The following is a 23743-nucleotide window of genomic DNA, read 5'->3' as shown; positions in this document are numbered from 1 at the left end:
TGATTGGGCGCAAGCCGACGTAGCAGCGTTCACCATTCGGCTCCTGTTCTCCATGCCGAGGAACTAGCGTCTAGGTTGCGCAGCAGCGTCAAAGCGGGCACATCCGAACGCAGATTTGCGCCTCTTGATGCCTCGGCGGAATTAGCCGGGTGCATGAAAATAGGCGAACCCAATGCAAAAGCTGAGTCGGCCTTGTTGACCTACACTATTGCTGAGCGCACATGCTGCCTAGCGGTCCATGTGGCAGCCACAGTCGGTAGACACGCTAAACTCCTACATGCCGCGCCGCGGAGCCGGGGTAGATGCTGAGTTGCGAGGAGGGGAGGAGCCGAGCGACGATGCACCCGCCTGGATTGAGCTTGTGTTAGCGTTGGCGCTGGGCGAAACGAAGCCACTTGCGCCGGCACCGCAGAAGTAGGATCGTAATTGAGGGATGACTTGGACTTACTTGCTCCGAGTCGAAACAATATGGGCGCGCGGTGCAAAAGAGAACGAACAAAGACACTTTCAGCGCTCTGGATGTGCCCGGCTTTTTAGGCGCCACTTCGCCTTCTTCGGCACAATTCACCGTCGGCATGTCACGCAGGGATGGCGCGATCCCTGATCCATTCATCTCGTGCGAAGGCGGGACGCCCGTCCGATGAGGTAACGTGTGAAGTGGGGGGGCGATAGGCTTGATAAGATAAGGGAAGGTCGAGGCCGCGCTGCGGCCGATCGCCAGCGCTTGGTTGAGCAGCTGAAGAGCAGTCGTGGTCGCACTACGGCGGTTGCACTCCCTGTTCCCGAACCGAAGCTGCCTCGCCGATGCGAGCACCTAGATGTGGATGCTGCGATGGGCGCGGCAAGACGTCTCCGCTTCCTGAGCCTCAACCCCAGCCTAGATGTTGCGGTCGGGCCCCCGCAGGTGCTCAATAGGCCAACCGAGGCTCTGCTGCGGAGCTTTCTGACGACACTAGTGACTGGCCAATCCCATGCGGTCCTCCAGTGGCCCTTCGGGCAACGCGACATCTCGGTCGTCCATCCGCTCGCTATGCTCTCTTTGCTGTTCAGCCCCGCGGCTCGGACCAGCGGCGCTCACAGCTGGTGCGAAGCCGTACCCGACTTCAGAACACTGTATTTTCCTTGGCGCGGTGGTGGGACAGGGGCTGCTCAGCGCTCGACTCTTGTTGATCGCCACGAAGTGATCCGACGCAACGGCCGCCACCTAACTCGACGGATGGTACAGCAACCGGAAGCCTCCGCTGAGCTGGGCAAGCTACATGAGACCTTCGGTCACCTTTCGCGCCTGAGCTTGCGTGACGCCGCAAAGCCGCACTTGGCGCATCCTACACTTGCCGAAATCTATCCCTTATTCGCAGACGACGGGGGTCCGGAACGACCCTTTCAGCGACCCGCGGGCGAGCTCTTCGGCCGAGTTCGGTTCGGGGCGGCGCTAGATCAGTTGCGGGATTACCGGCCAGAAATCTGTCAGCCCCCGCTAGCGCCGTACGCGATGTTCGGCGTCTCGTCTCGTTCTGATCTGAAGCGTGTGCTCGGTAACGCCGTCCTTGGCGCTGAGGGTTCCGGCGGTCGCCGCCCCGACATTGTCTTGCTTGACCTCGGTCCTCCCGCGTTGACCCGGCTCGGCCACGCCTGGGACGAGATCGTGGACGCCTTCCTCAAGGAGGTTTCTACGCGGTTTCCCGAGGTGCCGGTGCTTTCCGCGACCCAAGATGACTATGTCCTCCGACGGGTCGAGCGGATGATCACAGCCATGGAAAGCCGGAACAGCAACACCCAGCAACGTGTCAGCAGTTCGGTACTAGTCCGGCTCAGCGACGACCTGCTGGCCAACGATCCCGCGATCGAAGCGGTGTCGCCCATCACTGCACGCGTACATGCGGCAGCAGGCGAACCCAGTGAGGCCATCAAAGCACTGTCAGAAGCGGCGCGGGGCGCTTCTGATCCCGCAATTGGCGGTGTCCTCCTGCGTGGCATTGGCAACCTGCGCCGCGCGCTGTCGCTCCCGTGCGGTGTCGGGGTCGCCTATGACATCTTGTGCGCAGCAGACGGTCAGGAGGCGGCGAACGCCTTTCTCGAGCGGCGCTCGGCTGGAACGGTGCTCGCCCCGCTCCAGCGGGCAATCAATGGCGGCGCCGGCGGGACGGAGCGTGCGCGCTTTCTGGCTGCCGATGAAGCCGTGCGGCGCGCGTTTGACACGCTCGATAAGGACACTCCTATCGGCTCCCTCCTCGTCGCTTTCATGCAGTCGGTGGTGCGCAAGACGAGCCGGAGCATCGTCGTCTTCGGCTCGGACACAGATCGAATGCTCGCTGAGCACCGTCTTGCGGGCGAAGGAGAACTCGGCCCAACCGTAAAACAGCGGATTCGGAGCCGCCACATCACGTTTACCACCTTGGCCGAACTGGAAGCCGATCTTGCGGCGATTGAGATTTTGCAGGACAGAGCGAGGTGGAGGCGGTTGGTCCTTGTCGCGCCGACCTCCGAAAGGCTCGCGCGCATCGTAGCGCGGACCTGGCTCCCCAACGAGCTCGTCTTGTTGTGTGATCGGACGTTCGCCGTCCGCACAGCGGCAACGCACAAGGGCCTGGGGACACATCCGGATCTAGCGGGTCCAGACCGAATTGGCGGGCGGCTCTTAGCCCTCGCTATGGCCGCCCAGGCTGAGGCTGATGGCCGAGCTGTCGCCGCAGTCGACCTAGAGCTGGAGGCACGCCCCGTCCTGCTTCCGAGTGAGGAGGTTGTCGATCTTACCGGTGGTGACGACGACGACGCACGCGAGATCGTCGTCTTCAGCCTGCAGAGCGGCCGGACTCTTCGGACGCGGTCGGGTTCCGTGATCGTCCGTCATCGTCGAGACGCCGAGATCAATCCGTTTGAGCGATCGGTTGCCCGAGACATTGCGGAAGGAGCTTCAATCCTCGTACCCGACCAGTCATTCGTGGAGGCGGCTCGGCGTGTGCTGCCGGTCGAAGTTCTCGCCCGAAGCTGGGTGACGGTCTACCACAACGCGGTCGAGACCGCGCTTCCACAAGTGGAAGGCGACACGCTAGCCGCTAAGGCCCGAACGCTGATGGCGGCAATGCGACCAATTGGCGCGCGCGACATGAGCCAAGCCGCCGTTGTGGATTGGATCAGGGTCGCCGAGCACAAATTACAGCCGCCGGAGCGGCTGCGGCCACACGCGCCCCAACGGAAGCGGGAGTTTGACGCCTTCATGAGCGTGCTTGGCCTGAGCGCGTTGGCAGATAAGGTCTGGGTCGAGGGAGTCGAGCAACTCCGAAATGATCGTCGGCAAGCGGGATTTCTGATGGCCCGAGCCTTCGTGTCGGTTCTGGTCGACCCCCACGGTGCTGCGGGGGGGCTCGATCAGGAGACCAAGAGTAAGATCGCCGCGCTTAGCAGGCAGGCACTGGATCACCTCGATGCGGTGGTAAGCCGAGAAATATTGGACAATAGGGAAGGTCAGGTCGCATGAGCGGTTCGATGACGCCGGCGGCCGGGACAACGCCGCAGCCCACAACTGCCAACGCGGTTGATCTCGAAGCTGTCGAACGCCAGATGCTGGCGCGGAACGGTGTCGATCTCACGGAAGCCAAGGAGGCGATCGTGGACGCCCTGCTAGGGCTGACGTTGGCTCGATGCACCGGCGAAAACGCGGAAGGCGACACAATCTACGGTACAAGGCCTTCGGCCCGTTTGGTCAGCGGCTTTCTGCTGCCGCGCTTCGATGAAACCGGTCTCGAAGACGAGACGAGCGATATCCATCTCGCAACGATGGGCATCGACCTCCAGCTTGCCACAGGTTGCGGGGGCGAGATTGTCATTCGGCCGCGAGCGTCTGTCTATATCCGCATCTTGCCGACCTGGGACGATGTAGCGGATCCGCGGCACGACATGATGCCCCAAGTTCAGCTATCGCGTCAGTCTCGACAGGAAGTCGAGCGACGTGCGAGGGATTACATTAACGCCGGCATCGCGGCCCTGGCTCCGGTCAGCGATGAGGAGCCTGATGAGCGGCCTGGCGACGCGGTGGCGGTCGCCGAACAGGCGCGCGATGCGGCGGACGCCGCGGAGGAGGCGGCCTCGGAGCGCCCCGACGACGCAGAGGCACGAGGGGTGGTTCGGGCGACCGCACAAGCGGCTAGTCGCGCGGAGGAAGTCGCCCAAGCGCGACACGCCGCGCTAGACCACCGCTCCACGGCTAGGAGGCAGCGGATTGCGGCGGTCGCAGCCATCCGACGTGCGGCGTTTGACCGGGCTTTCGCTGAACTCGGCATCAATCTTCTTCCTGCTGAAGGTGGCGACCAACCTCTCCGTCCGGTCGGATCCGCCGATCTCGCGGTCGACGTTGACGACGTCGCAGCCCCGGACGGAGATGATGCCATTGTCGATGAGGTGCGTGAAACCGCCGCCGAAGCAGAGAGTGGGGGGCCCGCGCCTGGGTCCGGTGCAGCGGGCGCGCTGCGTCCCGGCGTAGGTCGGATCGACGATCGCCACGCTCAGCCCCAGTCCATTCCTCAGAAGTGGCGAAAGGTGCAATTGGACCTGGCCGCAATTAGCTTCGCTATCGAAGACTCGACGTCCATTGAGGCAGCGTCCAGCGGTTTCTCCGCCAACCTGATTTCGGCCATCGACACCGCCGTCACCGAGTGGCTTGCTACTGAGGAGGGGCAACGAGACGCTTACCGGCCCGGCGAGCGCGTCCTGCCGAGCCAATTCGCTGATCGGGAAAGTTGGGACGGTTACCTCGCTGCGCTACGAGCCCGCCGAACGGCGACTTTGTCGGATGTCCGTCCCGACCTCACCGGCGTGGCGCTGGTGATTGATGCCGATGCGGATTTCGTCGAGCCCTCCCGGTTGAACCTGCGCATTGCGATCGAGAATGGCGCGTCTCGCCCGGCCGGTGCCGACGCGACGGCATTCGAGCACGGCCTGTTCCAAGTCGAGTTGACCGTGAGCCTTCCGGAGACGGCACATCGTCCGCTCCGGCTCGACCGGATTGAGCCGTCCTATCGGTTTAGGGAGTGGCTCGAGTATCCGGCGATGGGGCTGAACTGCGGTGTTCGGCAAGTTAGCGGGCCTGCAGGCACGGTGACAGTGCGAACGACTTGGGCCCCACGGTACATTCAGCCACGCATCGATCCGCGGGCGATCACGGGCGTGCCGACGCGCTACGCTGAACTGGCCGACCCAGGAATGGACCTCGACCAGCTCCTGGCTCTACCGGATACCTACGACGGCTGGATCAGGGAGCAGTCGGCACTGGCAACCGATAATACAGAAGATGAGCGCTCGCGCGCGGGCGATCTGCAGGCCTACCGGCGTGAGAGCGGCTATATCCGAGCGGGGATTGAACTCCTCAAGGAGTCGCGGGCGGCGGCAGACGCTCTCGTCAAGTCGGGCGGCGTCGGCTCAAATGCCCCAGAGCTAGAGCGCCGTACCGCGCCGTGGACCGCGTGGCTGCGGACTAACGAAACCTTCGCCCAGTACGGCGGAACGAAGTTCACGGATTGGCGGCTTTTCCAGCTCGCCTTCATCTTGGCTCATATCCCGACACTGGCGTCGCGGATGCCGGAGTTCGAGCACCGCTTCGACGCCTTTCGAGACGAGTTGTCTGCGAGCCTCCTCTACTTTCCAACTGGAGGCGGTAAGTCGGAGGCGTTCTTCGGCCTGCTGATCTATAATCTTTTCTTGGACCGACTGCGAGGCAAGGCACGCGGGGTAACGGCGCTTGTCCGCTATCCGTTGCGGCTGCTGACGCTTCAGCAAGCGCGTCGTCTCATGCGGGTGTTGGTGCAGGCCGAACTCGTGCGGCTGCGGCGCCGCATCCCGGGTTGGCCGTTCGAGCTCGGATTCTGGGTAGGATCTGGCAACACACCCAACCGGGTCGCACAAGGGTTCGGCGGCGTGCCGCCGGTGACCGCAGCCGCGCATCAGACCGACGCCGCACTGCTTAGGCCACCGACCGGTTCGTCGGAAGCGGCCGCCGCGGCGCGGCGCCGGTCGGCACGGTACCGCGAAGCGCTGGAGTCGTTCGACAAACTCAGGACCTGCCCATGTTGCGGCCAGGCAACCGGAATGCGGAAATACGCTGCTCAGTCGGGCCGAATTGGGATCGTCTGTTTCAACGACGATTGCGACTGGAATCGCGCTAACCCAACTGCGCCGAGCCGGGTGCCGCTGCCCTTTCTGCTGACGGACGACACGATCTATCAACGTGCACCTTCGGTGGTGCTGGGAACCGTCGATAAGCTTGCGCTGATCGGACAGCATGATCGTACGATCAACGCAATCGTCGGGATGTTCGGCTGCGCCCGACGGATGGACCCTGAGAGCCGCCATCTCTTCGTTCCGCGGGGCGAAAGGGCGCTTGCTGTTGCCGACAATGACGACCTGACGCGGGTCCGCCCGGCTTACACAACAGGCGCGGAGGTCTTTTACGATCCATTCCCGAGTCTGATCATCCAGGATGAAGGCCACCTGCTCGACGAGAGCCTCGGGACGTTCTCAGGGCTTTTCGAGACCACGCTCGAGCGAATATTTTGCCAACTTGGTTCCGGCGTTCTTCGAGGCTCGGTGGCTACCTGGAGGCCGGACCCGACTTCTCAGGATCGTCGACCGCGGCTGGCGAAAGTGATTGCGGCCACCGCGACAATCTCGGATCCCGACCGCCAGCTCCGGGTGTTGTACCAGCGCGAGTCGCTGCGATTCCCGTGCCCCGGCCCCGACCTTTACGAGTCCTTCTACTCGGCGCCGCGGCGACCGCGTCCCGTGTCGCGTCTAGACTACGCCGCAACTCTACCGCCCCGACTGCAGCCTGAGCTCTCGGCACCACGGATGCGGGTGTACATGTCCATCATGACCAACGGTCGGTCGCACACGATGACCACTTCCGCAGTGGTCTCATCTTACCATCTTGCGATCACTCGCCTCTGGAACCTGCTGGTCGAGGCTGGCCGTCCCGGTGACGCGGTCGAGACAATGATCTTGGCATTACCCTTAGATGATCCCCTGACACCGCTCAGGGCCGAGGCGTTGCGCGCGCTGCTGCCGACGGGCGATCGCACGGCGGATGTTCTGGCCACCCTTCTCGACTTGCACCGGATCTCGCTCACCTACGTCACCAACAAAAAGGGCGGCGACCAGATCATCGAGACCTTGCAGTCGCAGGTGGATCGAGACCACCGCGCCGACGGGATCAGTGATCAACCCTTTGAAACCGATCTGATCTCAGGCGGTGTAACCATCGCTGAAATTCAGGACGTGATGCAAAGGGCCGAGGGGACCGTTCCGAACGGACAGCCTTTTCCGCCGTTAGGCGCAGGACTTCGCAACATCGTGGCGACGTCAGCGATAAGTCACGGTGTGGACGTGGACAAGTTCAACGCCATGTTCTTTGCTGGTCTTCCGACTGATGTTGCCGAGTACATCCAGGCATCGAGTCGAATCGGACGCAGCCATGTCGGCTTCAGTCTCCTCGTTCCAACCCCGCACAGCCGTCGAGATCGATATGTGGTCGAAACGCACGACCAGTTTCATCGGTTCTTGGAGAGGATGATCCCGCCCCCTGCCGTGCAGAGATGGGCAGATCGGGCGATTCGCAGGATGATCCCGAGCGCGATTCAAGCCTATCTCTGTGCCGTCGTTGAGCAAGAGGATTTCGTGGCCGCCCCCGACGCCGCCAAGGGCAACGCCCGACATTTTACAACCGCGGCGGCCGTCAAAGCGTGGGCGGAGCGTTTCCCTGGCGGCTACCCGGCGGCGGTTCGAGCCGTCACCACCTTCACGCTGAACGCCATTGGGATCGACGGCCGAGGGGAAGCTCGAACCGGATCCGCAACCCATACAGAACACTATGGACGCTTCGTCGAGGACAGAGTGCTCGATCTCCTCAACGTCTTCACGTCTAGGTCGGACAGCAGCCGGTTGGCGAATTTCTGGGAGAGTGTTCAGACACGTGAAATCCGGAAACCCATGACGTCGCTGCGCGACGTCGATGCGGGCGGCGTTATTCAGGGCGCGTGGCGGGACCCGTATCGCGGCAGGAATGTGAACCTAGAAACCGTAAGGCAGGTGATGCGGATCATTCGCGGGCAACGCATGGCAGTGCGCTCCGAGGTCGATGCCGATCCCCCGATGAACGATGTGGAGGATTGAGGATGTCGGACGATAGGTCGGCTACGAACGGCGGATTCCGGAGCAGCGCGGGCGCTGTCCGTACATACCCGCCGACGATGACGCGGTCGCAACCTCAGCTCGCGACGGCATATGCGCCGGGTGCGATGTTCACTTGGGAGGGCGGCAAGGGAGCGTGCTTGTCGGTCCCGATCGACGGGCCTGCGATAGACTTTTCAGCACGGCCGACCCGGCGGGATCAAATCGTCGAAAACCTCGAAGAATACTGTCAGAACTGGCTGGCTCGCGGAATGGGTATCAACCGGAACGCGCCTGTCTACGAGGTGCAGCTTCTAGACTCCTGCTTCTACAATCCAGTGCGTCGCTCCGTTGAGATCGCCCTTGACCGCTTCGAATTCATGCGGCCCGAACGCATGGGCTACCTTCCGGGGCCGCTCGTCTACCGATGCGATACCTGTGAGAGGGTGAAGGAATACGTCTCTACGGCTCACCAGGTCGCAGAACCGCTCAGCCAGAGATGTGGACAGGATGGGGCGAGCAGCCACGAATCTAGATGGCGCCAACTGGACGTCGTCTATGTGCACTGGTCGGGCAGCATCGAGGGCCTCTCACCTTTCAGGTACACCGCAGACCAAGCTGGCGAGGTCCGAAAGATTCCGCGGTGTCAGTGCGGATCCGAAGAGTTCCAACTGATCAAGCAGGGCAATCAATTCTCACGCTGGCGCTACCGCTGTTCTGGGTGCCGCGCTGAGCGTGAAGTTTATCAAACCGACCCCTTCAGCCTGAACCTGCTCAAGCCCAAGATTGACCAGCAGGTCCCGCACGAATGGAGCGAGATCAACATGATCCCGATTTCCTATCGGGCTTCGCCGGTCTTCTACGTCCAGTCAGCGCGGTTTATCGTCTACAATGATCAGAACGTCGTCGCCCTGATGAAACCGGGCCGGCGTGACGAGCTTATCTCGAAGGTTGCCGGACTGCACGGCTTCGGCGGGGCTGAGCCCAGCGACGAGGAGATGCTGGAGCAATTAGAGCAAGGCGGTCATGCGGCGCTCTGGCCCGGATACAAAGCGATGCGTGACCAGGAGGACGCCGCGCGATCCGCCGACAACGTGTCACTCGCCGACGTCTTCGGTGAATCGGCTCGGCTGATGCGCGAGGGATGGTTGCAGTCGGACTTCGTGCGCCGGACGGCGCAAGCAAGCGCCGCACTCATTGATCGGGTACACGAGAGGCTCGACTACGCCCGCCGTTATGATCCAATCCGGTCAACGATCGAGCACGATGCGCTCCGCCGCGAACGCATAGACGCCACTGCCGCGTCAGCTGATTTGCGACGTTCTCATCCAGACTTGTCCGCCGAGCACGGAGTGGCGGAGTTCGAGCGCGCGTACGAGACGAGGGTCGCAGAGGATCTTGACCGCGCTGGTATTGCCGACGCCCGGCTTGTACGCAACCTGGATATGGTTGAGTTCTCGTTTGGCTTTACTCGGGTCTCCGCGACACCGGAGACTGTCCAAAAGGACAAGCGCATGCCGGTCCGCTTGATGGGTTTCCCGCCGCTTCCGAACCACAAGCGTCCGATCTATGTCATCGAACAGCAGAACGAAGCGATCTATGTTCGCTTAGACCCGACTGCTGTCTCTGAATTTCTACAACGGAACGGCGTACTGCCTGTCGTACCTACCGCGCCCCGCACGCTGGGCTCGGTGGTGATCGAAAGCTACCGCGATTTCGGGCTTTTCCTTCGGGATTTCGGCGTTAGGGACGAGGCGTCGAGGGTCCGCTCGCGCGACGCGGCATCCACGACCTACCTCCTGCTTCACACCATGGCCCATCACGTTATGCATGGTGTGGCTCGGTTCTCAGGGCTCGACCTGGGATCAATGAGCGAGGCAATCTTTCCGGCCGATCTCGCCTTTGTCGTTCATCGGCGAGGAATGACCGAAGACCTCGGCAACATCTCCTCCATGTGGCGCGATCACAACGGTGCATTCCTTCGCTACCTCGTCGCGCGCCGCGAATTGCGCTGTGGTTCGGGAACGCTATGCGATCATCGCGGTGGTGCTTGCCCCGCTTGTGTGATGATCCCCGAGACTTCTTGCATTGCCGGCAACCAATTGCTCTCGCGCGCTGCGCTTGTCGGTGGTCGCGCGCCCTTATGGGATATGGATCAGACTCCGCTGCATGGTTACTTTGAGATCGTGAGAGATCTCAGGGCCTCGCGGACGACCTCAGATACCACCTGATGGGACTAGATGCTGACGTGGTTCGATGCGCGGCGCCGTGGCCTGGCCTGGCTGCACAACTCGTCGGCGCCATGGCAACCCTTGGATTGGAGCCTTGGCGACCTGAGGACATATGCGTCGTGGCGTCGGCAGGCATCGATCCCGGCGACGCCGTCCCCGTGCTCGTAGGGTTGGCGACGGCGGGGGTTTGCGCAAGGGCACAGAGCTCTGATCACTGGATCAGCCTCCAGGCTCCCGCAGAGCTCATTCGCCTAGCGGTCATTCTCCGGGGCGCCGATCACTATCGCCGGCTCCGCCTCGAAGCCGTTTCAGTAGAGTTGGCGGTGACGATGCCAATGGCCCCAAGTCGGCTGGAACCAGAGCTAGGGAGCACGCCTGGCCGTCCGGGCGGGTATCTGCCCACGCACGATGCCTTCTTGAGGGTAGCACGCGCCGCCCACCAGCGATTGGTGGTGATGACGCCCTTCCTGGACGCTCGAGGTTTTGGCTGGCTAAAGGCAGTAATGCAAACAGCGTCGCCGGCAACGCGAAAGGTGCTGGTGCTTCGCGACGCCGACAAATATGCGGTCGAGCTCGGCGTGCACCAAAACGATTGGATCGTCGGGACGAGCATCGCTGTCTGCGACTATCACTTACCCCATTCGTACGGCTCTGGGCGCGCACTACCAGTCGAGACGTTTCATGCCAAGATCCTGCTCGCCGATGACACGCTCGCTTACGTGGGGTCGGCGAATGTGTTGGGCTCAGGGAACGGAACGTCGCTCGAGACTGGTGTTCTAGTTGCCGGTGCCGCTGCTCAGCAGGTTGCCCGCCTCGTCGACGCTGTCCTGCGCATTGCCCGGACGCTTTGAGGGGGCGAGAATGTGGGGCACCTCCTGGAAGGCCTCACGAAGGCGTACGTCGAATGCGTGGCCATTGGCATCATGGACACGCAATAACCCCGGATCCGGGAGAGCCAGCCGTGAGAGGAGCTTCGCCGAAACACTGAAGCTGCCGGACACCGCTGAGAATCGCTCGTTGAGGACCGCCGAATTCAACAGCGCTGCGAGAATCTGGGGCGAGACCGCCGGTGTTTCGGACGCGACCTCGAGAACGATGACGTGGTTCTCGGCCACAAAGCCACGTTCCGCATGTTCCGCGAGGAAAGCAGAATCTACCGCCGCGGCGTTCAGCCGTCTGGCCTGGTCGCGATTGCTCGTTCGTTGGACGAGGACCGAACTTACGCGCGTTGCATACGATGGCGCTGGCACCAGGGGCTCATACCAAGCGCAAACGGTGGTACGGCGCGTGGCAGCGAAGGAGAAACTCCCGTCAGGCCTCACGTCGGAGGCCCAGACAAGCGGCAAACTCGTTTCCGAGCGATCCGCTATTAGGCGATCGCGCTCACGAGTCGGAACGACTTTCCCCACCCTGACTCGATAGCCATAGTCAGCGAGCACAAAGCTGCGATCCGACTTGTTATCCGGGTCAACGTCGCTGGTTGCAACGGCACCGACCCGGACTGGGAGGGTCCATGGTTCGCCGTCAGCAGCAGCCACGGCCCCACCGAGCTCATGGCGAGTGCCCGCGGCATCGATCCATCCAAGCAGATAAGGTTTGTCACGTTGCTCACGAGCCAGCGTTCGTCGTCGGAGTACGATTAGACACACGTCTTGGACCGCATCGATGAAGAGATCCTCACGCTGTTCGTGATGGTCTATGCGAGTCACCTGGGCACGGGTCAGGATCTCTTGGCGCAACCCAGAGAAGTACGGTCCCGCGACGAAGCTCGTCGGTACGATAAACACGAGGCCGCCACCTGGCTTGAGCCAGTCCAGCGATCGAAGGATGAACAGCCCATATAGGTTTGTGTGGCCGCCGATGTTCGCAGAGCCAGCCCGCGACAGGATCGCGGCGTCGGCACCCTTCCCAACCTTTCCGTATGGTGGATTGCCGACGATGAGGTCGAAGCGCTCGTCAAGGGCGACAGAAAGTGAATCAGCGGCTCTGACAGCGGGGCTGGATTTCGGGCGCTTGTAGCCAAACTCTCGGGATAGCATGCCTGTGAGCAAGTGCTCTGAGAGTGTGGCCAGGCCTGGGTCGATTTCCAGGCCGCGCAAGCGGCGAACAACACGCGCGCAGAGTTCCTTCAGCGGCCTACCATCTCCTTGTTCACGGCGGATGAGGTGTTCCGCAATGGGTACGAGAAACGATCCTCCGCCACACGCAGGATCCAGAATTTGCCCCTCGGGGCGCTCTGCTAGGAACGTCTCGGCGGCGGTGATCGCCGCTTTCGCCAGGGCCGGCGGCGTGAAATAAGCAGAAAGAACTTTGCGACGTTCGGAACCTATCAGCACCGCGTAGGCACTCGCGACCGCATAGTCCCTAACATCCGGTGTGAGCTCTAGAAGGTAGGCCGCCGCCTCTGCGGCGAGGCCGTCTGGGAGCGTCGCTGAGGAAAGGCTTTGGCAGAAGGCGAGAGGCGACTCGTAAGCCTCAAGTATCGCTGCCCTCCTCTGTCGAAGAAAACCAAGAAACTTTTTCATCGCACTACCGCACCTCTCTTGCACCTTAGCGCCGTCGGAGAGCGCTGTCTGCAGGCATCGAAGCGTCGCGCCGAAAGGCGCTTACTTTATCCCGCTTCATCTGGGCCTTGCCGATCAGCCCGAGAACGCAGGGTAGCGTTGCCTGCCGCGAGTTCTGGTCGAGGGCCAGGCTGGCAACCAATCGCGCGATACTATGCGGCAACATCGAAGACACAAGGCCACCCCTCAGAGTGCCTTCTTGCCCTTCATCGCGACGATCGGGTGAATAATGGATCGCCATAGACCGTTCATCGCAAGATCGGCAAAGGGAACCGTCCCACGCACCGAACGTACAGCCGCATTAGCGTCAAAGCACGCGTCGAGCACCGAGGCCCCGGCCATCCATCGATCAAGAAAGGTGGTGACCACGCAGGTGGCACTGAAGTATCCAGCGGCCAGGACGGTGCGACGACAGCCCGACGTCCGCGGGCGAGCAGTAGCTTGGCAAGCCCAATTGTCGTGCTTGCCCCAGGATGTTTGTCTATAGCGAAGGGCGATCCGTCTTGTCGCTGCCATCGCGCAGCCAGAAACGCCACCACTCCGGCTCATTGCGGTACCATCCGAGCAAACCGGCTGCTCTTCTTCGGACCTCCCCGTCAAACCGAACGCTACCCATGATCGACGCGAGTATTTGCGGCGATCTCACAGTCATGCCCCATAGGGGCATCATACTGTAGCCGAGGCTCGGCCTCTCGAAATCTGAGTCTTCAACCAGGGCAAGAGCCTTGGCTATTTCGTCCGGTCCGAAGTCAAGTGCGAGAGCGACCGCGTCACCCCGAACACTTTGCGGGATATCGTGGAAGCCGACGTCGTCATGTCCCAGCATCCGAGCAATTGCGATCGGAGTAGCGGCGGTTAGGGCGTCCAATGGTCTGGCTCTGAACGCGCCGATGATCGACTGCCAGGTCCATATAGATTGTCTATGCCGTGCACAGAGAATCCTGAGGCCAAGATGATGCGTGCTCATCTCGGCGCTATTCAGCCACTCGCACGCAGTATCCAATGAGAGCAGCGGTGCCTCGCCGAGAAGCAGCGGGACCAGGATCGACGAGAACTGGTCTCGGTCGAACCGGTTCCAGGCCGATTTCTCGAAGGAAATGCTCGTTCCGCTGCCCGACGGCGCTCGAAGTCGGGCCTTCGATTCCTCGCGTAGGTCAACCCAGTATGCCACTTGTTCCTCGGGGTCGTAGACCACTCCCAGCGTCAGGAGATCGTGTTTGGCCCAATAGTCGAGATGCGCTGAAGATGCAGGGAATCGACACTGGTTCGATTTCACGTAGCTGGAGCCAGATTTGATCTGCAGAGCGATCTCTTTGGCATGGACGTGATTGTCCACGACTAACACCACACTTGCGTCGTGCCCCACGTCGTAAAGGAGATCGACCTCCTTGAAGAAGCAACCTGCATTTTCGACGATGGTCCTGACGTGATTGACCCCAACTCGTTCTCTGCTGAAGTTCGTCCGTGTCTTCATCATCCTGCCCTAGGAAAGCGAGCACGTTTGGCCCATTCTGGCGCGCCCTGCGGCCTAGGGCTCAAGCACAATACTAACCTACAAAGCGATGGTCACGATGCCATCTTAGCGGGTCCTCGGACGGACCTCGCGCGGTCGTCGTCGACGCACGCAGATAGGTGCCCTGTAGATCGTAGTAGTGCTTGCCGTTGTCAAAATCTGCTTTGAGGCGACCGCTGACCACGAAGCGCTTGTCCTCATCGATCGTCACATATCCAAGGTCGAAGAGCTTGTGAATGTCAGTTCGTAGGAGGAAGCCGTTAGATGGATCGTGCGCGCCGCCCTCCGAGTAGGACCGAATGTGCGCAGCGTCGAGGATCGGAAGTGTTTGCTCGCCACTTACTCCACAACGACGCTCATACGAGTCAGTTACGAGGACCCGGAAGGCGCCTTGGCCCAACCGAGGCTTGACCAAGACAGGCGTACCGTACTTTGGTCGGTCGATGATTTCCTCCGTCCCAATGATTGAAGCAGCCCTGGACAAAACGCGGAGACCAAACCTGGGTAGATCGTCATCCCAGATGACGTAGTCCCTTTCCTGGGTCCCTGCGGCGTCGACGACCCGTTTGGTGATCTTAGCCATGACGTTCGCTCCGACTGGCTCCGATCTCTCGCGTAAGCACCACGTAAGCACGCGGGCGGAAATCGCATCGTGGTTTCGGATAGGAACGTAACCCTGGATTGTTGAAAAATCCAGCAATTTCAGATGGATAGCGTACCATGCCCTGCCCAATCGCAGAATTCGGATGGGCAGTGTAAATTGCTCCGAAGGCTGAGGTCACAGCTTTCGAATCCTGTCGGGTGCGCCAATTTGCAAGGGTCTGTTCCGGACACATGGGGTAACCCATCTCTCGGGAAGGCACGATCCGCCCCTCCTATTTTTCCAGCCGTATCGCCTAAAGCCGCACGTCGATTCAGTTCTGGCCACCCGACACGCTCACCTTCAATCTCACCTACGGTCTGGAACCCAAACCGCCTCGAATGACTTGTTCGTAGCTAGATCTCGAAAGGAGACCCCATTGTCCGCACCTGAGGAAATGGATGTCGTCCTCGAAAAGCTGCCTTTGAGGATCGGCGCCTACGTACCCGATGATTTGCTGGAAGACTGGTTCGCACCGGGAACGGGCATGAACCCGGTCAGCCCGGCAGCGCTGGCGGCCGCCAAGACTTACGGATGGCGCTTCGAATGCGAGTTCAAGCACTATCCCGAACGGATGGAGGGCGTGTTCTGGAAGTGGGTGCCGGCGATCTGATCCGCACAATTTCCATCGGCCCCTTGGCGCTTCAGTGATCAAGGTTGCCGCGAGATCGCTCCCCTGATCGCCTTAGGCGCCGCCTATCGGCGTCGTCACCTTTCGCTTTCGCTGGAGTCATCCATGGGCATTTCCTTTCCGAATGAAAGTCCGGAGTATCGCGCCGCTCGCAACAAGCTATTGCAGCGCGAGGTGGCACTCAGGCGCGAAATGGAGGCGGTGGCCGCGGAGATCCGAGCACTCCCGCCGGGCGGGGCCGTTCCCGAAGATTACGAATTTGACCACATTGACACAAACGGGGCACCAGGCAAGGTGCGGCTGTCCGAACTGTTCCGGCCCGGCACCGACGCTTTGATCCTCTACCATTACATGTTCCCCCGACACCGAAGCGACCGGCAACGAGGTCCGAGCAGCGGGCCGGCGGCAGAGCTTCCGATTGAGGAGGGGCCGTGCCCCTCTTGCACCGCTTTGCTTGACAACTGGGAGGGAGCGGTGCCGCACGTGGTGGGGCTGGGCGCGAATGTCGCGGCCGTCGCCAAGGCACCGATCGAGCGGGTCGCGGCCTTCGCAGCGCTTCGCGGCTGGCGCAATTTGAAGCTGCTTTCAGCTGCCAACAACACTTTCAAACGTGACTATCATGGTGAGGATGAGGAGGGACAGCAGGCGCCGATGCTCACCGTATTCCACAAGGGCGCCGACGGGGTGGTTAGGCTGAGCTGGGCCTCCGAACTGTTGTTCTCGCCGACGGAGCCTGGACAGGATCCACGACATGTCGGCACGGTCGAGCCGATGTGGACCCTCCTGGACCTCACTCCCGGAGGGCGGCCGGACGCGTACGAGCAAATCGAAGACGAATACTATAAAACTGAGGCGCCGGCGAATAGTCGTGCCGAATGACGTGCTTTCACCCTTCTGTGCCGTCGCCGGCTTATCGGTCATTCTGATGCGAGTTGACCCGACGCGGTCGCCCAGCGCGACTGGCGCGCCATTATTTCTGGCACCATCGCCTCTAAAGCAAACAAGATCCGAAACAGCGCCGGCCGGACCTTGAGCCTCTTGTTTCGTTCGACGGCTTCGATGATGGCATCGGCGACCTGTGACGTGGTCGGAGGGGCGAAGCCTCCCGGGACGCGCTCGCGACTGCCAGGATTGTGCTCCCGATAAGAGTGTTCTGTTCGACTTAGCGTGTCTACGGGAACAGTACTTGTTCTCGCCCGGGCAGAGCTGTGATGTTCGTCAAATGTTGGCCAACTTGGCCAATCGCAGCTTCGGGCCGATAGGCCTCCTCGGGGGCTGTGCGCCTTGACCGTGATTGGCAGGGTCGGCACGATGTTTAGGCCATGGCGTGACCTACGACGCCAGCCTTCACACTAAGTAAGGCGACGCTGCCGTTTCTGGTCTCGGATCTGTCAAACCGAGTGGACTTGAAGGCCATGCGTACCTATCTGCTAATACGTTCTCAGCGAATGTTAGGCATATGAGTAACGAACGCATTCAACGTCGGCTTGCCGCCATTCTGGCGGCTGACGTCGTCGGCTACAGTCGGCTCATGGAGTGGGATGAAGCAAGCACGCTGACGGAGCTGAAGCTCCGGTGGAGCGATATGGTGGAGCCGCTCGTCGCCCGCCATCAGGGCCGTGTCTTTAAGACGATCGGCGATGCGATACTGGCCGAGTTCGGCAGTGCGATTGGCGCCGTCGAATGTGCGATCGAAGTGCAGCAGGCCATGGCCGCGGCGAATGCCGACGTTCCCGCGGAACGGCGCATCGTGCTGCGCATTGGTGTCCATCTCGGCGATGTAATGGTCGAGGGCAGCGATCTTTATGGCGACGGCGTCAACGTGGCCACCCGCATCGAGGGGCTCGCCGATCCGGGGGGCGTGGTGATTTCAGATGGTATCCACGAGCATATGCGCGGCCGCCTGGGCATCGATTTCGTCGACGGCGGCAATCGCGAGGTCAAGAACATCGAGCGCGCGCTGCACATCTGGACCTGGTCGCCGAAGACAGCCGCGCCCGCCGATGCAGTCGGTGGATTGCAGCCGCCGCTCGGCAAGCCGTCGATTGCGGTGCTGCCGTTCGACAACATGTCGGGCGATCCCGAGCAGGGCTATTTTGCCGACGGGATCGCCGAGGACATCATCACCGACCTTTCGAGGGTCTCGGGCCTGTTCGTCATCGCCAGGAATTCCTCCTTCGCCTACAAGGGCCAGGCACCGGATGTGCGCAAGGTGAGCCGCGAGCTCGGCGTCCGCTACGTGCTGGAGGGAAGCGTGCGCCGGGCCGCCAACCGTATCCGCATCAACGCCCAGATGATCGACGGGACGACGGGCGGCCATCTCTGGGCGGAGCGCTATGATCGCGATCTCGAAGACATCTTCGCGGTTCAGGACGAGGTGACCCGCACCATCGTCAGCGCACTCGAGGTGAAGCTGACCGCCGGCGAGGAGGCGCGGCGCGGCAAGCACGGCAAGGTCGATCCGGAGGTCTACGATCTGATTGTCCGCGCCCGTCAGACCGCCTTGCAATTTCGTCCCGAGGCATCGGTTGAAGCGCGCAAGATGCTAGAGCGCGCACTGGCGATAGATCCGGGGCTGGCTCTCGGCTATTCGGGGCTCGCCATGGTCACCTTCGCCGACTACGCCAACCAGTGGAACGGCGCCACCGAGGACAATCTGACCAAGGCGCGGGAACTGGCGCATCAGGCGATCGAAACCGACGACACCGAGCCGCAAGGCCATATCGCGCTTGCGATCTGCCTTTCCTGGATGCGGCGCCTGGACGAGGCGGAGCTTGAAGCGGAGCGCGCCATCGCTCTCGACCCCAATTCCGCACAGGCCTTCAGCGTACTTGGCAGCGTGAGGGATTTCCAGGGGCAGCATGAAGATGCGGTTGCGCTTTTTACCCGGGCCCATCGGCTCGATCCCCAGTTCGACATGTCCCTGCACCTAATGGGAAGGGCCCTCCTGGCGCTTGGCCGCTTCGACGAAGCCGAGATCGCGTTCAAGCGGCGGCTGGCGCTGGCGCCGCGGACGGACATGACGCGCTTCTATCTCGCCTGCCTCTATGGCCTCACCGGACGTCATGACGAAGCGCGCGCCTACTGGCAGGAGACGCAGCAGGTCAATCCGAACTTTTCCGTTGAACGCCTCGGTCAGATACTCCCCTATCGGAATCCCAGTCAGCTCGGTCGGCTGGTGGAGGGGCTGCGCAACGCCGGCATCGCGATCTGATCAGATATTCCGGTCCACCAGGCAGATGTGGCAGCAGCCGGAACCATGGCCCGGAGTCCAGGTGACGTTCTCGAAACGCACACCTTTCGCCTCGAAGACATTCCAGGGAAGCCTCCCGGAAGCACTGAGTCACAAACCACGTAAACCATCTCTTCCGAAGCCTGCGCCCACAGGTCACGTGCCTGAAACCCGGAACTGTGGATCGGCGCGGTCGCGTCGGCCGTTTGCCTGCGCCAACGGTCGGCGCGATCTTTATTGTCGCTTCTTTTTTCAGCCCATCTTGGCAATGACCTTTGCCATATCGTTGGCGTCGAACGCCCTTAGGGTCTGCGTTCGGACGTTGCCGAGCGAAGCTATTGATAAGCTGAGCGCGGTCGCGGCTATATCATCGTCGGCTTCGGTAATCGCGACCACGTCGTGCTGACCGAGCGTCCAGTAAAGCGAATGCACTTTGACCCCGCTTTTGGCCGCCATCTCCTTGAATGCTTCAGCGCGCTTTACGGTGTCCTTGACTGTCTTAGCCCCCTGATCCGTGAAGTTGGTGAGCAGCACATAGTAAGCCATATTATCCTCCCATAGACAGGGAGGCGTGCGGGCGCTTCGGCGACCGCCGTATCTCCCGCCTCAAAGCATAGCACGTCACGCGAACTGCGTCCCATTGCTAAGGCCGATTGCAAGAATGGCTCCCTTATGACGCCTTGGCTCGGGAACAGTGGGCGGAAGGCCCTAGCAGGCCGTTGAAGAAGGATCACGTTTGGCCTGGAGGATGGCCTCGTCGCCATTGTGATGCGAATGTGATCTCGATCGAGCCGTGGTCCAGCAGTTCGGCGAAGCCATCCCTGCGACGTCGTCCAACTCCTCGCAGCCGGCCCAAGTGTAGGAAGACCGTCGAGGGACTGTAGCTGAGATCGACGGCCACTTGGAGGACAAGACTTACAGCACGCTTTCGCCACCAGCCAGAACGATTGTCATAGCGGTGTCTATCGCTGTCCTGAGTCCAGAAGCTCGAGTCTCGATTTTCGGGCAACAATCTTCGCCCGATGTGTGGACGGGTTCATGTAAAGCGCTCTATCGCAGAGATGGTGGCGAAGTTTTCCTTCGCTGGTCCGGACAAGGTCGACCGGCTGTCGAACCAGTTTCCGGTCTAGAACGGCGCACTCCGGCTGACATAATCCGATGATCGTTGTCGATGAGTTGGTGCGCGGTACGACCATGTTTGTGTCGGCGCGGTGGGGTCTGATCCCGTATTGGGCGAAGGACCCGAAAGGTGGCGCACAGCCGAATCAACGCCAACAGCGAGACTTTGAAGACCGACGGCCGAGTGGTGCCGCGCGAAGGCGGCGACTGGCAGGTGTCAAACGTGCGGTGCCGTGCCAATCGGCAGCTTTGCCCATTCCAAGATTGCGGGTCCCTGATATATTACTCTGACCATCTCGTTCGCAGGATCCGTTTTGCGCATATGCAGCCGGCAACTCGAGCGAGAGCGTAAGCAAGCCTTCCTTCCCGCCGACGCGCCGAACCTCGGAGGTGTTATGCTAGTACTGGTTTCCGGCCTCGTGATCTTCTTCGGAATCCATTCTGTTCGGATCGCCGCCGGCAGCTTTCGTGATGAGCAAATCGCCACAAACGAGCGGCGCTGGAAGGGACTTTATTCGCTCCTATCGATCATCGGCTTCGTGCTGATCGTCTGGGGCTGGAGTCTTTATCGGCCCAATGCGCCTGAGATCTACGAGCCGCCCTCTTGGGGCCGCCATGTCGCGTCGGTGTTGGTGCTCGCCGCATTCGTCTTTCTGGCAGCCGCTTACTTGCCCACGGGTTCAATCAAGCATCGGCTGAAGCACCCGATGCTGGTGGGCATCATCCTTTGGGCCATCGGCCACCTCCTGGCCAATGGCGACCTTGCCTCGCTCCTAGTCTTCGGAGCATTTCTGGTTTACGCGATTGTCGATCTCATTGCCGTCATTCCACGCGGCGATCCGGCACCCGCGGTCGTGCGACCGCGTAGCGACCTGATTGCTGTGGGCATCGGCTTGGTGGCTTTCGCATTGTTCGGGCTCTGGCTGCACGGCTGGCTGTTCGGAGTCTCGCCCTTCGCTTGAACGTCCGCAGCGACGGCGCGCCTTCGAGGATGTCCTGGGGAATCCCACCAGTTGCCGCGGATCGAGCGCCTCGCAGACGCCACAGGGAAACAAAGGTCGGCACATCAGAATTTTGATCCATAGACGGCTCCAGCCAGCAACATTGCGGTAATTCGGCTCGGATCGCGCGTTGCTTTGCCAACCGCGCGCGACGCTGCAAACACGAGCGGTACGGGATACAATTACTGGAGCGAATGCGTCCCCGGGATGGCTCAGATGTCCTCCGTCGCTTCTCTCGCCGAGGTGGGTCCGTTCGAACAATGCGGCGCACCGGCCCGTTTTGAATGCGTTGGCATGGATTCGTCGGGCGCGACGCGAGGGCCGCCGGTTGCTCAGCATCGGGGACGGCGTTCCAGTTGACGGCGTGGTTCCGGCTAAATGGCGGGGTTTCATGATTGCGGGCGGCAGACGGATCAACCTGATCGATTACGAGCTTTGCGTCCTGCAGGCGTTGCGCGAGCGCATCCGAGCCAAGGAGATCTGGGTGGTTGGCGCCGATCGTCACCGCAATCCGGACGATGACTTGCCGAAGGATTTCGATCGTCGCCGGGCCGAATATTACGCCGATCTGGGTCTGTCGATGGATGCCCGCGCCTTCACCGCCGCGCTCAAGGCGGAAATGGAGGAAGAATTGCGTAGCCTCGACGCCGCGTTGCCGGGCTGTCGAAGCGTACGCATCCTCTGGCGCGGGAAGAAATTCGAGAAAGACAGCAAGCCCTTCTACGTTCAGACAGATTTCCTATGGTCGATACCATTTAGGGCGAAGCCTGAAACCGCCGCGCCGCCGGCGCGTTGTCAGTTCTAAACAAAGCCGTGCCCGAATAAGGATAGCTTAGATGGACGTACTCGAGGCTAAACAGTCTTTAAGCGCACGTTATCTTCCGCTGGGTTTTCGGAGCAAGGTTGTTGCACGTGTTCAAACGATGAGTGTGGATGAGGCGGTGGCCGGAGCGCGCCTCAATGTCCACGCAGTCGGTATAGGGCACAAGTTTGTGAACGGGCAGGCTACGACAGACGATATGGTTGTGCGTGTTCACGTTGTTCAGAAAATCGCGCCGAGCCTGTTGTCCCCCAGGGATCGGATTCCCGAAACAATTGATGGTATCCCCACCGACATTATTGAATCCGCTCCTGCATTTGCATTGGCGCGCAGACCCAAAACGGCAGCGGGACAGGCTGCTTCAGCGTCGGCTGCTCCGACGTGTTCTGACTCACGGAAAGGGAAACAGAGGCCTCTCGTTGCAGGCATAAGCGTGGCCCACCGTGATATCACTGCAGGGACACTCGGTTACTTTTGTCGCTCGCGTCGACAAGGCGATAGTGCACAGCAAGTTTATATTCTTAGCAACAATCACGTCTTAGCCAACGTGAACAAAGGCTATCCGGGCGACGATATTTATCAGCCTGGCCCAGCGGATGGGGGCGATAGCCAGGCCTATGTGGCTGACTTAGTGCGATTTACTCCCATCGACCTGTCAGGCGCGCCGAACAGAGTGGACGGGGCGATCGCGAAGTTTGCGCCCGATATCCAATGGCGGCCCGAGATATGTACAATCGGAAGCATCAATGGAACAGCGGTTACAGCTGTTGGGATGAGCGTTTGCAAGCATGGGCGGACGACGGGCTATACTGAAGGCATCGTTACCGACATCGCCTACGACGCCTTGATTGGGATGGATCACAGTGATGCAAGCATCGTAGGATTGTTCCAGAATCAAATTCGTATTGAATCCGTCTCTGGCGCGCCGGCATTCGGGCTTGGCGGCGACAGTGGCTCATTAGTGGTCGAATTGGGCCAGAAGCGGGGTGTTGGATTGTATTTTGCCGGTCCTCCATCTGGAAATTATGGGGTCGCAAACCAAATAAGTGATGTGCTGTCTGAACTTGAGATCGAGTTAGTCGACGGAGCGGATGTTGCCGCAATCGCTTGAAGATGCCAAATCAAAGCTGAGTGCCAAGTACCTCGGCAAGTGCGGCGTCCATGGTGTTGGAATAGTGCGCGACCAGCAAGCCGTCCGGTTCGAAGTCGATGAGCGGGTGACGGAAGTGGAGCGGGAGTTGCTCGGGAAGCTGCTCGATGAAGCGCGGCAGGAAGCCCACCCTTTCAAGGTGATTGCCAACATCGAACCACGAGCCAACACGTACCAATAGTTTCTTTCGGTGGCATGTCGAATTGGCGTGAGGGCGACCTGAAGGGTAGTCGGCCGAACATTGCTATCGATCCGGCACCACTGAGACCCACGGCGGCCGATCAAAACATACGTGGCAATCCCGCGAGATAGATCCCTAGAACCGTTAGCGCGCCGCCCTTACTCCCAGCCGGCATTGCGACGATCACAGGCCGAGATGGGGTGTTGCTCAATATCACTCCGCTATCTGGGTTCGGGCGGCTGATGCCGAACGTCTGCAACTCGCCCGTTTTCAGTCATTGAGGTTGGCCGAATGGAAAGGTCCGTTACGGCTAGATCCGTTCCGAACGCATTCCTCTCTGCAATCTTATGCGACCTTCAGCGAACAAACAACGAACAGCGCCATAACGGCTTTGCTCATATCCCGCTCATCCGCCGTCCGCGATAGCCTCGTCGCGACAATCCTAGGCTGAGTGACCGTCCAAGCCGGGCCGGGCGCTGTTTGATTGCTAGCCGAAAGATTTTC

16 protein-coding genes are annotated in these 23743 nt (G+C 60.9%); 11 read left to right on the top strand and 5 right to left on the bottom strand.

Annotated elements, in window-relative coordinates; translation table 11 throughout:
• Window positions 1-1492 precede the first annotated feature (1492 nt).
• From BQ8482_RS02280 to BQ8482_RS02265, 4 genes are all read left to right on the top strand, one after another.
• On the top strand, window positions 1493-3478 hold the full coding sequence (locus BQ8482_RS02280) for a hypothetical protein (RefSeq protein WP_133254692.1): 1986 nt from the start codon (window positions 1493-1495) through the stop codon (window positions 3476-3478).
• Window positions 3475-8160, top strand: coding sequence for a helicase-related protein (locus tag BQ8482_RS02275; RefSeq protein ID WP_123146097.1), 4686 nt, complete (start codon window positions 3475-3477; stop codon window positions 8158-8160). The genes BQ8482_RS02280 and BQ8482_RS02275 overlap by 4 nt, the downstream gene beginning before the upstream one ends.
• Before the next feature lie 158 nt (window positions 8161-8318).
• Window positions 8319-10388 carry a hypothetical protein gene (locus BQ8482_RS02270; protein WP_133254691.1) on the top strand — a complete coding sequence of 690 codons (2070 nt, stop codon included), beginning with the start codon at window positions 8319-8321 and terminating at the stop codon, window positions 10386-10388.
• 119 nt (window positions 10389-10507) lie between these two features.
• A complete protein-coding gene (locus BQ8482_RS02265; protein WP_165848399.1) occupies window positions 10508-11239 on the top strand; it encodes a phospholipase D-like domain-containing protein in 732 nt (243 codons plus the stop codon).
• On the opposite strand, the gene BQ8482_RS02260 is transcribed toward BQ8482_RS02265, so the two are convergent.
• The 4 genes from BQ8482_RS02260 to BQ8482_RS02245 form a co-directional block, all read right to left on the bottom strand.
• Window positions 11165-12913, bottom strand: coding sequence for an HsdM family class I SAM-dependent methyltransferase (locus BQ8482_RS02260; protein ID WP_133254690.1), 1749 nt, complete (start codon window positions 12911-12913; stop codon window positions 11165-11167). The two genes, BQ8482_RS02265 and BQ8482_RS02260, sit on opposite strands and share 75 nt — an antisense overlap.
• A 225-nt stretch (window positions 12914-13138) precedes the next feature.
• Window positions 13139-13294 carry a hypothetical protein gene (locus BQ8482_RS37955; RefSeq protein WP_165848398.1) on the bottom strand — a complete coding sequence of 52 codons (156 nt, stop codon included), beginning with the start codon at window positions 13292-13294 and terminating at the stop codon, window positions 13139-13141.
• 139 nt (window positions 13295-13433) lie between these two features.
• Window positions 13434-14429, bottom strand: coding sequence for a DUF4365 domain-containing protein (locus tag BQ8482_RS02250; protein ID WP_123146092.1), 996 nt, complete (start codon window positions 14427-14429; stop codon window positions 13434-13436).
• A gap of 70 nt (window positions 14430-14499) precedes the next feature.
• A complete protein-coding gene (locus BQ8482_RS02245; RefSeq protein WP_123147319.1) occupies window positions 14500-15048 on the bottom strand; it encodes an HNH endonuclease in 549 nt (182 codons plus the stop codon).
• 436 nt (window positions 15049-15484) lie between these two features.
• Here BQ8482_RS02245 and BQ8482_RS02240 point away from each other — a divergent pair, with 436 nt between their 5' ends.
• The 3 genes from BQ8482_RS02240 to BQ8482_RS02230 all read left to right on the top strand — a co-directional run bounded on the left by BQ8482_RS02240 (window position 15485) and on the right by BQ8482_RS02230 (window position 18950).
• Window positions 15485-15718 (top strand): hypothetical protein, encoded by a 234-nt coding sequence (locus BQ8482_RS02240; protein ID WP_123146091.1) that lies wholly within the window; start codon window positions 15485-15487, stop codon window positions 15716-15718.
• 123 nt (window positions 15719-15841) lie between these two features.
• The gene (locus BQ8482_RS02235; protein WP_123146090.1) at window positions 15842-16615 is read left to right on the top strand and encodes a DUF899 family protein; all 774 of its coding nucleotides are present in this window, start codon (window positions 15842-15844) and stop codon (window positions 16613-16615) included.
• A 580-nt stretch (window positions 16616-17195) separates the two neighbouring features.
• Window positions 17196-18950: an adenylate/guanylate cyclase domain-containing protein gene (locus tag BQ8482_RS02230; protein WP_123146089.1), complete on the top strand. Its 1755-nt coding sequence runs from the start codon at window positions 17196-17198 to the stop codon at window positions 18948-18950.
• Window positions 18951-19220: 270 nt separating this feature from the next.
• Here the strand turns inward: BQ8482_RS02230 and BQ8482_RS02225 are convergent, their stop codons facing one another.
• Window positions 19221-19514, bottom strand: a complete 294-nt coding sequence (locus tag BQ8482_RS02225) for a GYD domain-containing protein (RefSeq protein ID WP_123146088.1) — start codon at window positions 19512-19514, stop codon at window positions 19221-19223.
• Window positions 19515-20482: 968 nt separating this feature from the next.
• Between BQ8482_RS02225 and BQ8482_RS02220 the strand changes: the two genes are divergently transcribed.
• The 4 genes from BQ8482_RS02220 (at window position 20483) to BQ8482_RS37605 (ending at window position 23239) form a co-directional block, all read left to right on the top strand.
• On the top strand, window positions 20483-21049 hold the full coding sequence (locus tag BQ8482_RS02220; protein WP_123146087.1) for an NnrU family protein: 567 nt from the start codon (window positions 20483-20485) through the stop codon (window positions 21047-21049).
• Window positions 21050-21479: 430 nt separating this feature from the next.
• Window positions 21480-21893 (top strand): hypothetical protein, encoded by a 414-nt coding sequence (locus BQ8482_RS02215; RefSeq protein ID WP_123146086.1) that lies wholly within the window; start codon window positions 21480-21482, stop codon window positions 21891-21893.
• A 31-nt stretch (window positions 21894-21924) separates the two neighbouring features.
• Entirely contained in the window at window positions 21925-23019 is a 1095-nt protein-coding gene (locus tag BQ8482_RS02210; RefSeq protein WP_133254689.1) for a chymotrypsin family serine protease, read from the top strand.
• Window positions 23000-23239 carry a hypothetical protein gene (locus tag BQ8482_RS37605; RefSeq protein ID WP_133254688.1) on the top strand — a complete coding sequence of 80 codons (240 nt, stop codon included), beginning with the start codon at window positions 23000-23002 and terminating at the stop codon, window positions 23237-23239. Before BQ8482_RS02210 ends, BQ8482_RS37605 begins: the two co-directional genes overlap by 20 nt.
• Window positions 23240-23743 lie beyond the last annotated feature (504 nt).

Source organism: Mesorhizobium delmotii, from assembly GCF_900149755.1.
GTDB classification, from domain to species: Bacteria; Pseudomonadota; Alphaproteobacteria; order Rhizobiales; family Rhizobiaceae; genus Mesorhizobium; species Mesorhizobium delmotii.
This window is presented reverse-complemented; position numbering and strand designations above follow the sequence as displayed.

Coding starts and splice junctions, on each gene's coding strand:
- BQ8482_RS37955 (WP_165848398.1), bottom strand. CDS start 13,294: ATGGCCGGGGCCTCGGTGCTCGACGCGTGCTTTGACGCTAATGCGGCT.
- BQ8482_RS02235 (WP_123146090.1), top strand. CDS start 15,842: ATGGGCATTTCCTTTCCGAATGAAAGTCCGGAGTATCGCGCCGCTCGC.
- BQ8482_RS02210 (WP_133254689.1), top strand. CDS start 21,925: ATGGACGTACTCGAGGCTAAACAGTCTTTAAGCGCACGTTATCTTCCG.
- BQ8482_RS02280 (WP_133254692.1), top strand. CDS start 1,493: ATGTTCGGCGTCTCGTCTCGTTCTGATCTGAAGCGTGTGCTCGGTAAC.
- BQ8482_RS02220 (WP_123146087.1), top strand. CDS start 20,483: ATGCTAGTACTGGTTTCCGGCCTCGTGATCTTCTTCGGAATCCATTCT.
- BQ8482_RS37605 (WP_133254688.1), top strand. CDS start 23,000: ATGTTGCCGCAATCGCTTGAAGATGCCAAATCAAAGCTGAGTGCCAAG.
- BQ8482_RS02260 (WP_133254690.1), bottom strand. CDS start 12,913: ATGAAAAAGTTTCTTGGTTTTCTTCGACAGAGGAGGGCAGCGATACTT.
- BQ8482_RS02230 (WP_123146089.1), top strand. CDS start 17,196: ATGAGTAACGAACGCATTCAACGTCGGCTTGCCGCCATTCTGGCGGCT.
- BQ8482_RS02275 (WP_123146097.1), top strand. CDS start 3,475: ATGAGCGGTTCGATGACGCCGGCGGCCGGGACAACGCCGCAGCCCACA.
- BQ8482_RS02250 (WP_123146092.1), bottom strand. CDS start 14,429: ATGATGAAGACACGGACGAACTTCAGCAGAGAACGAGTTGGGGTCAAT.
- BQ8482_RS02215 (WP_123146086.1), top strand. CDS start 21,480: ATGATTGCGGGCGGCAGACGGATCAACCTGATCGATTACGAGCTTTGC.
- BQ8482_RS02225 (WP_123146088.1), bottom strand. CDS start 19,514: ATGGCTTACTATGTGCTGCTCACCAACTTCACGGATCAGGGGGCTAAG.
- BQ8482_RS02245 (WP_123147319.1), bottom strand. CDS start 15,048: ATGGCTAAGATCACCAAACGGGTCGTCGACGCCGCAGGGACCCAGGAA.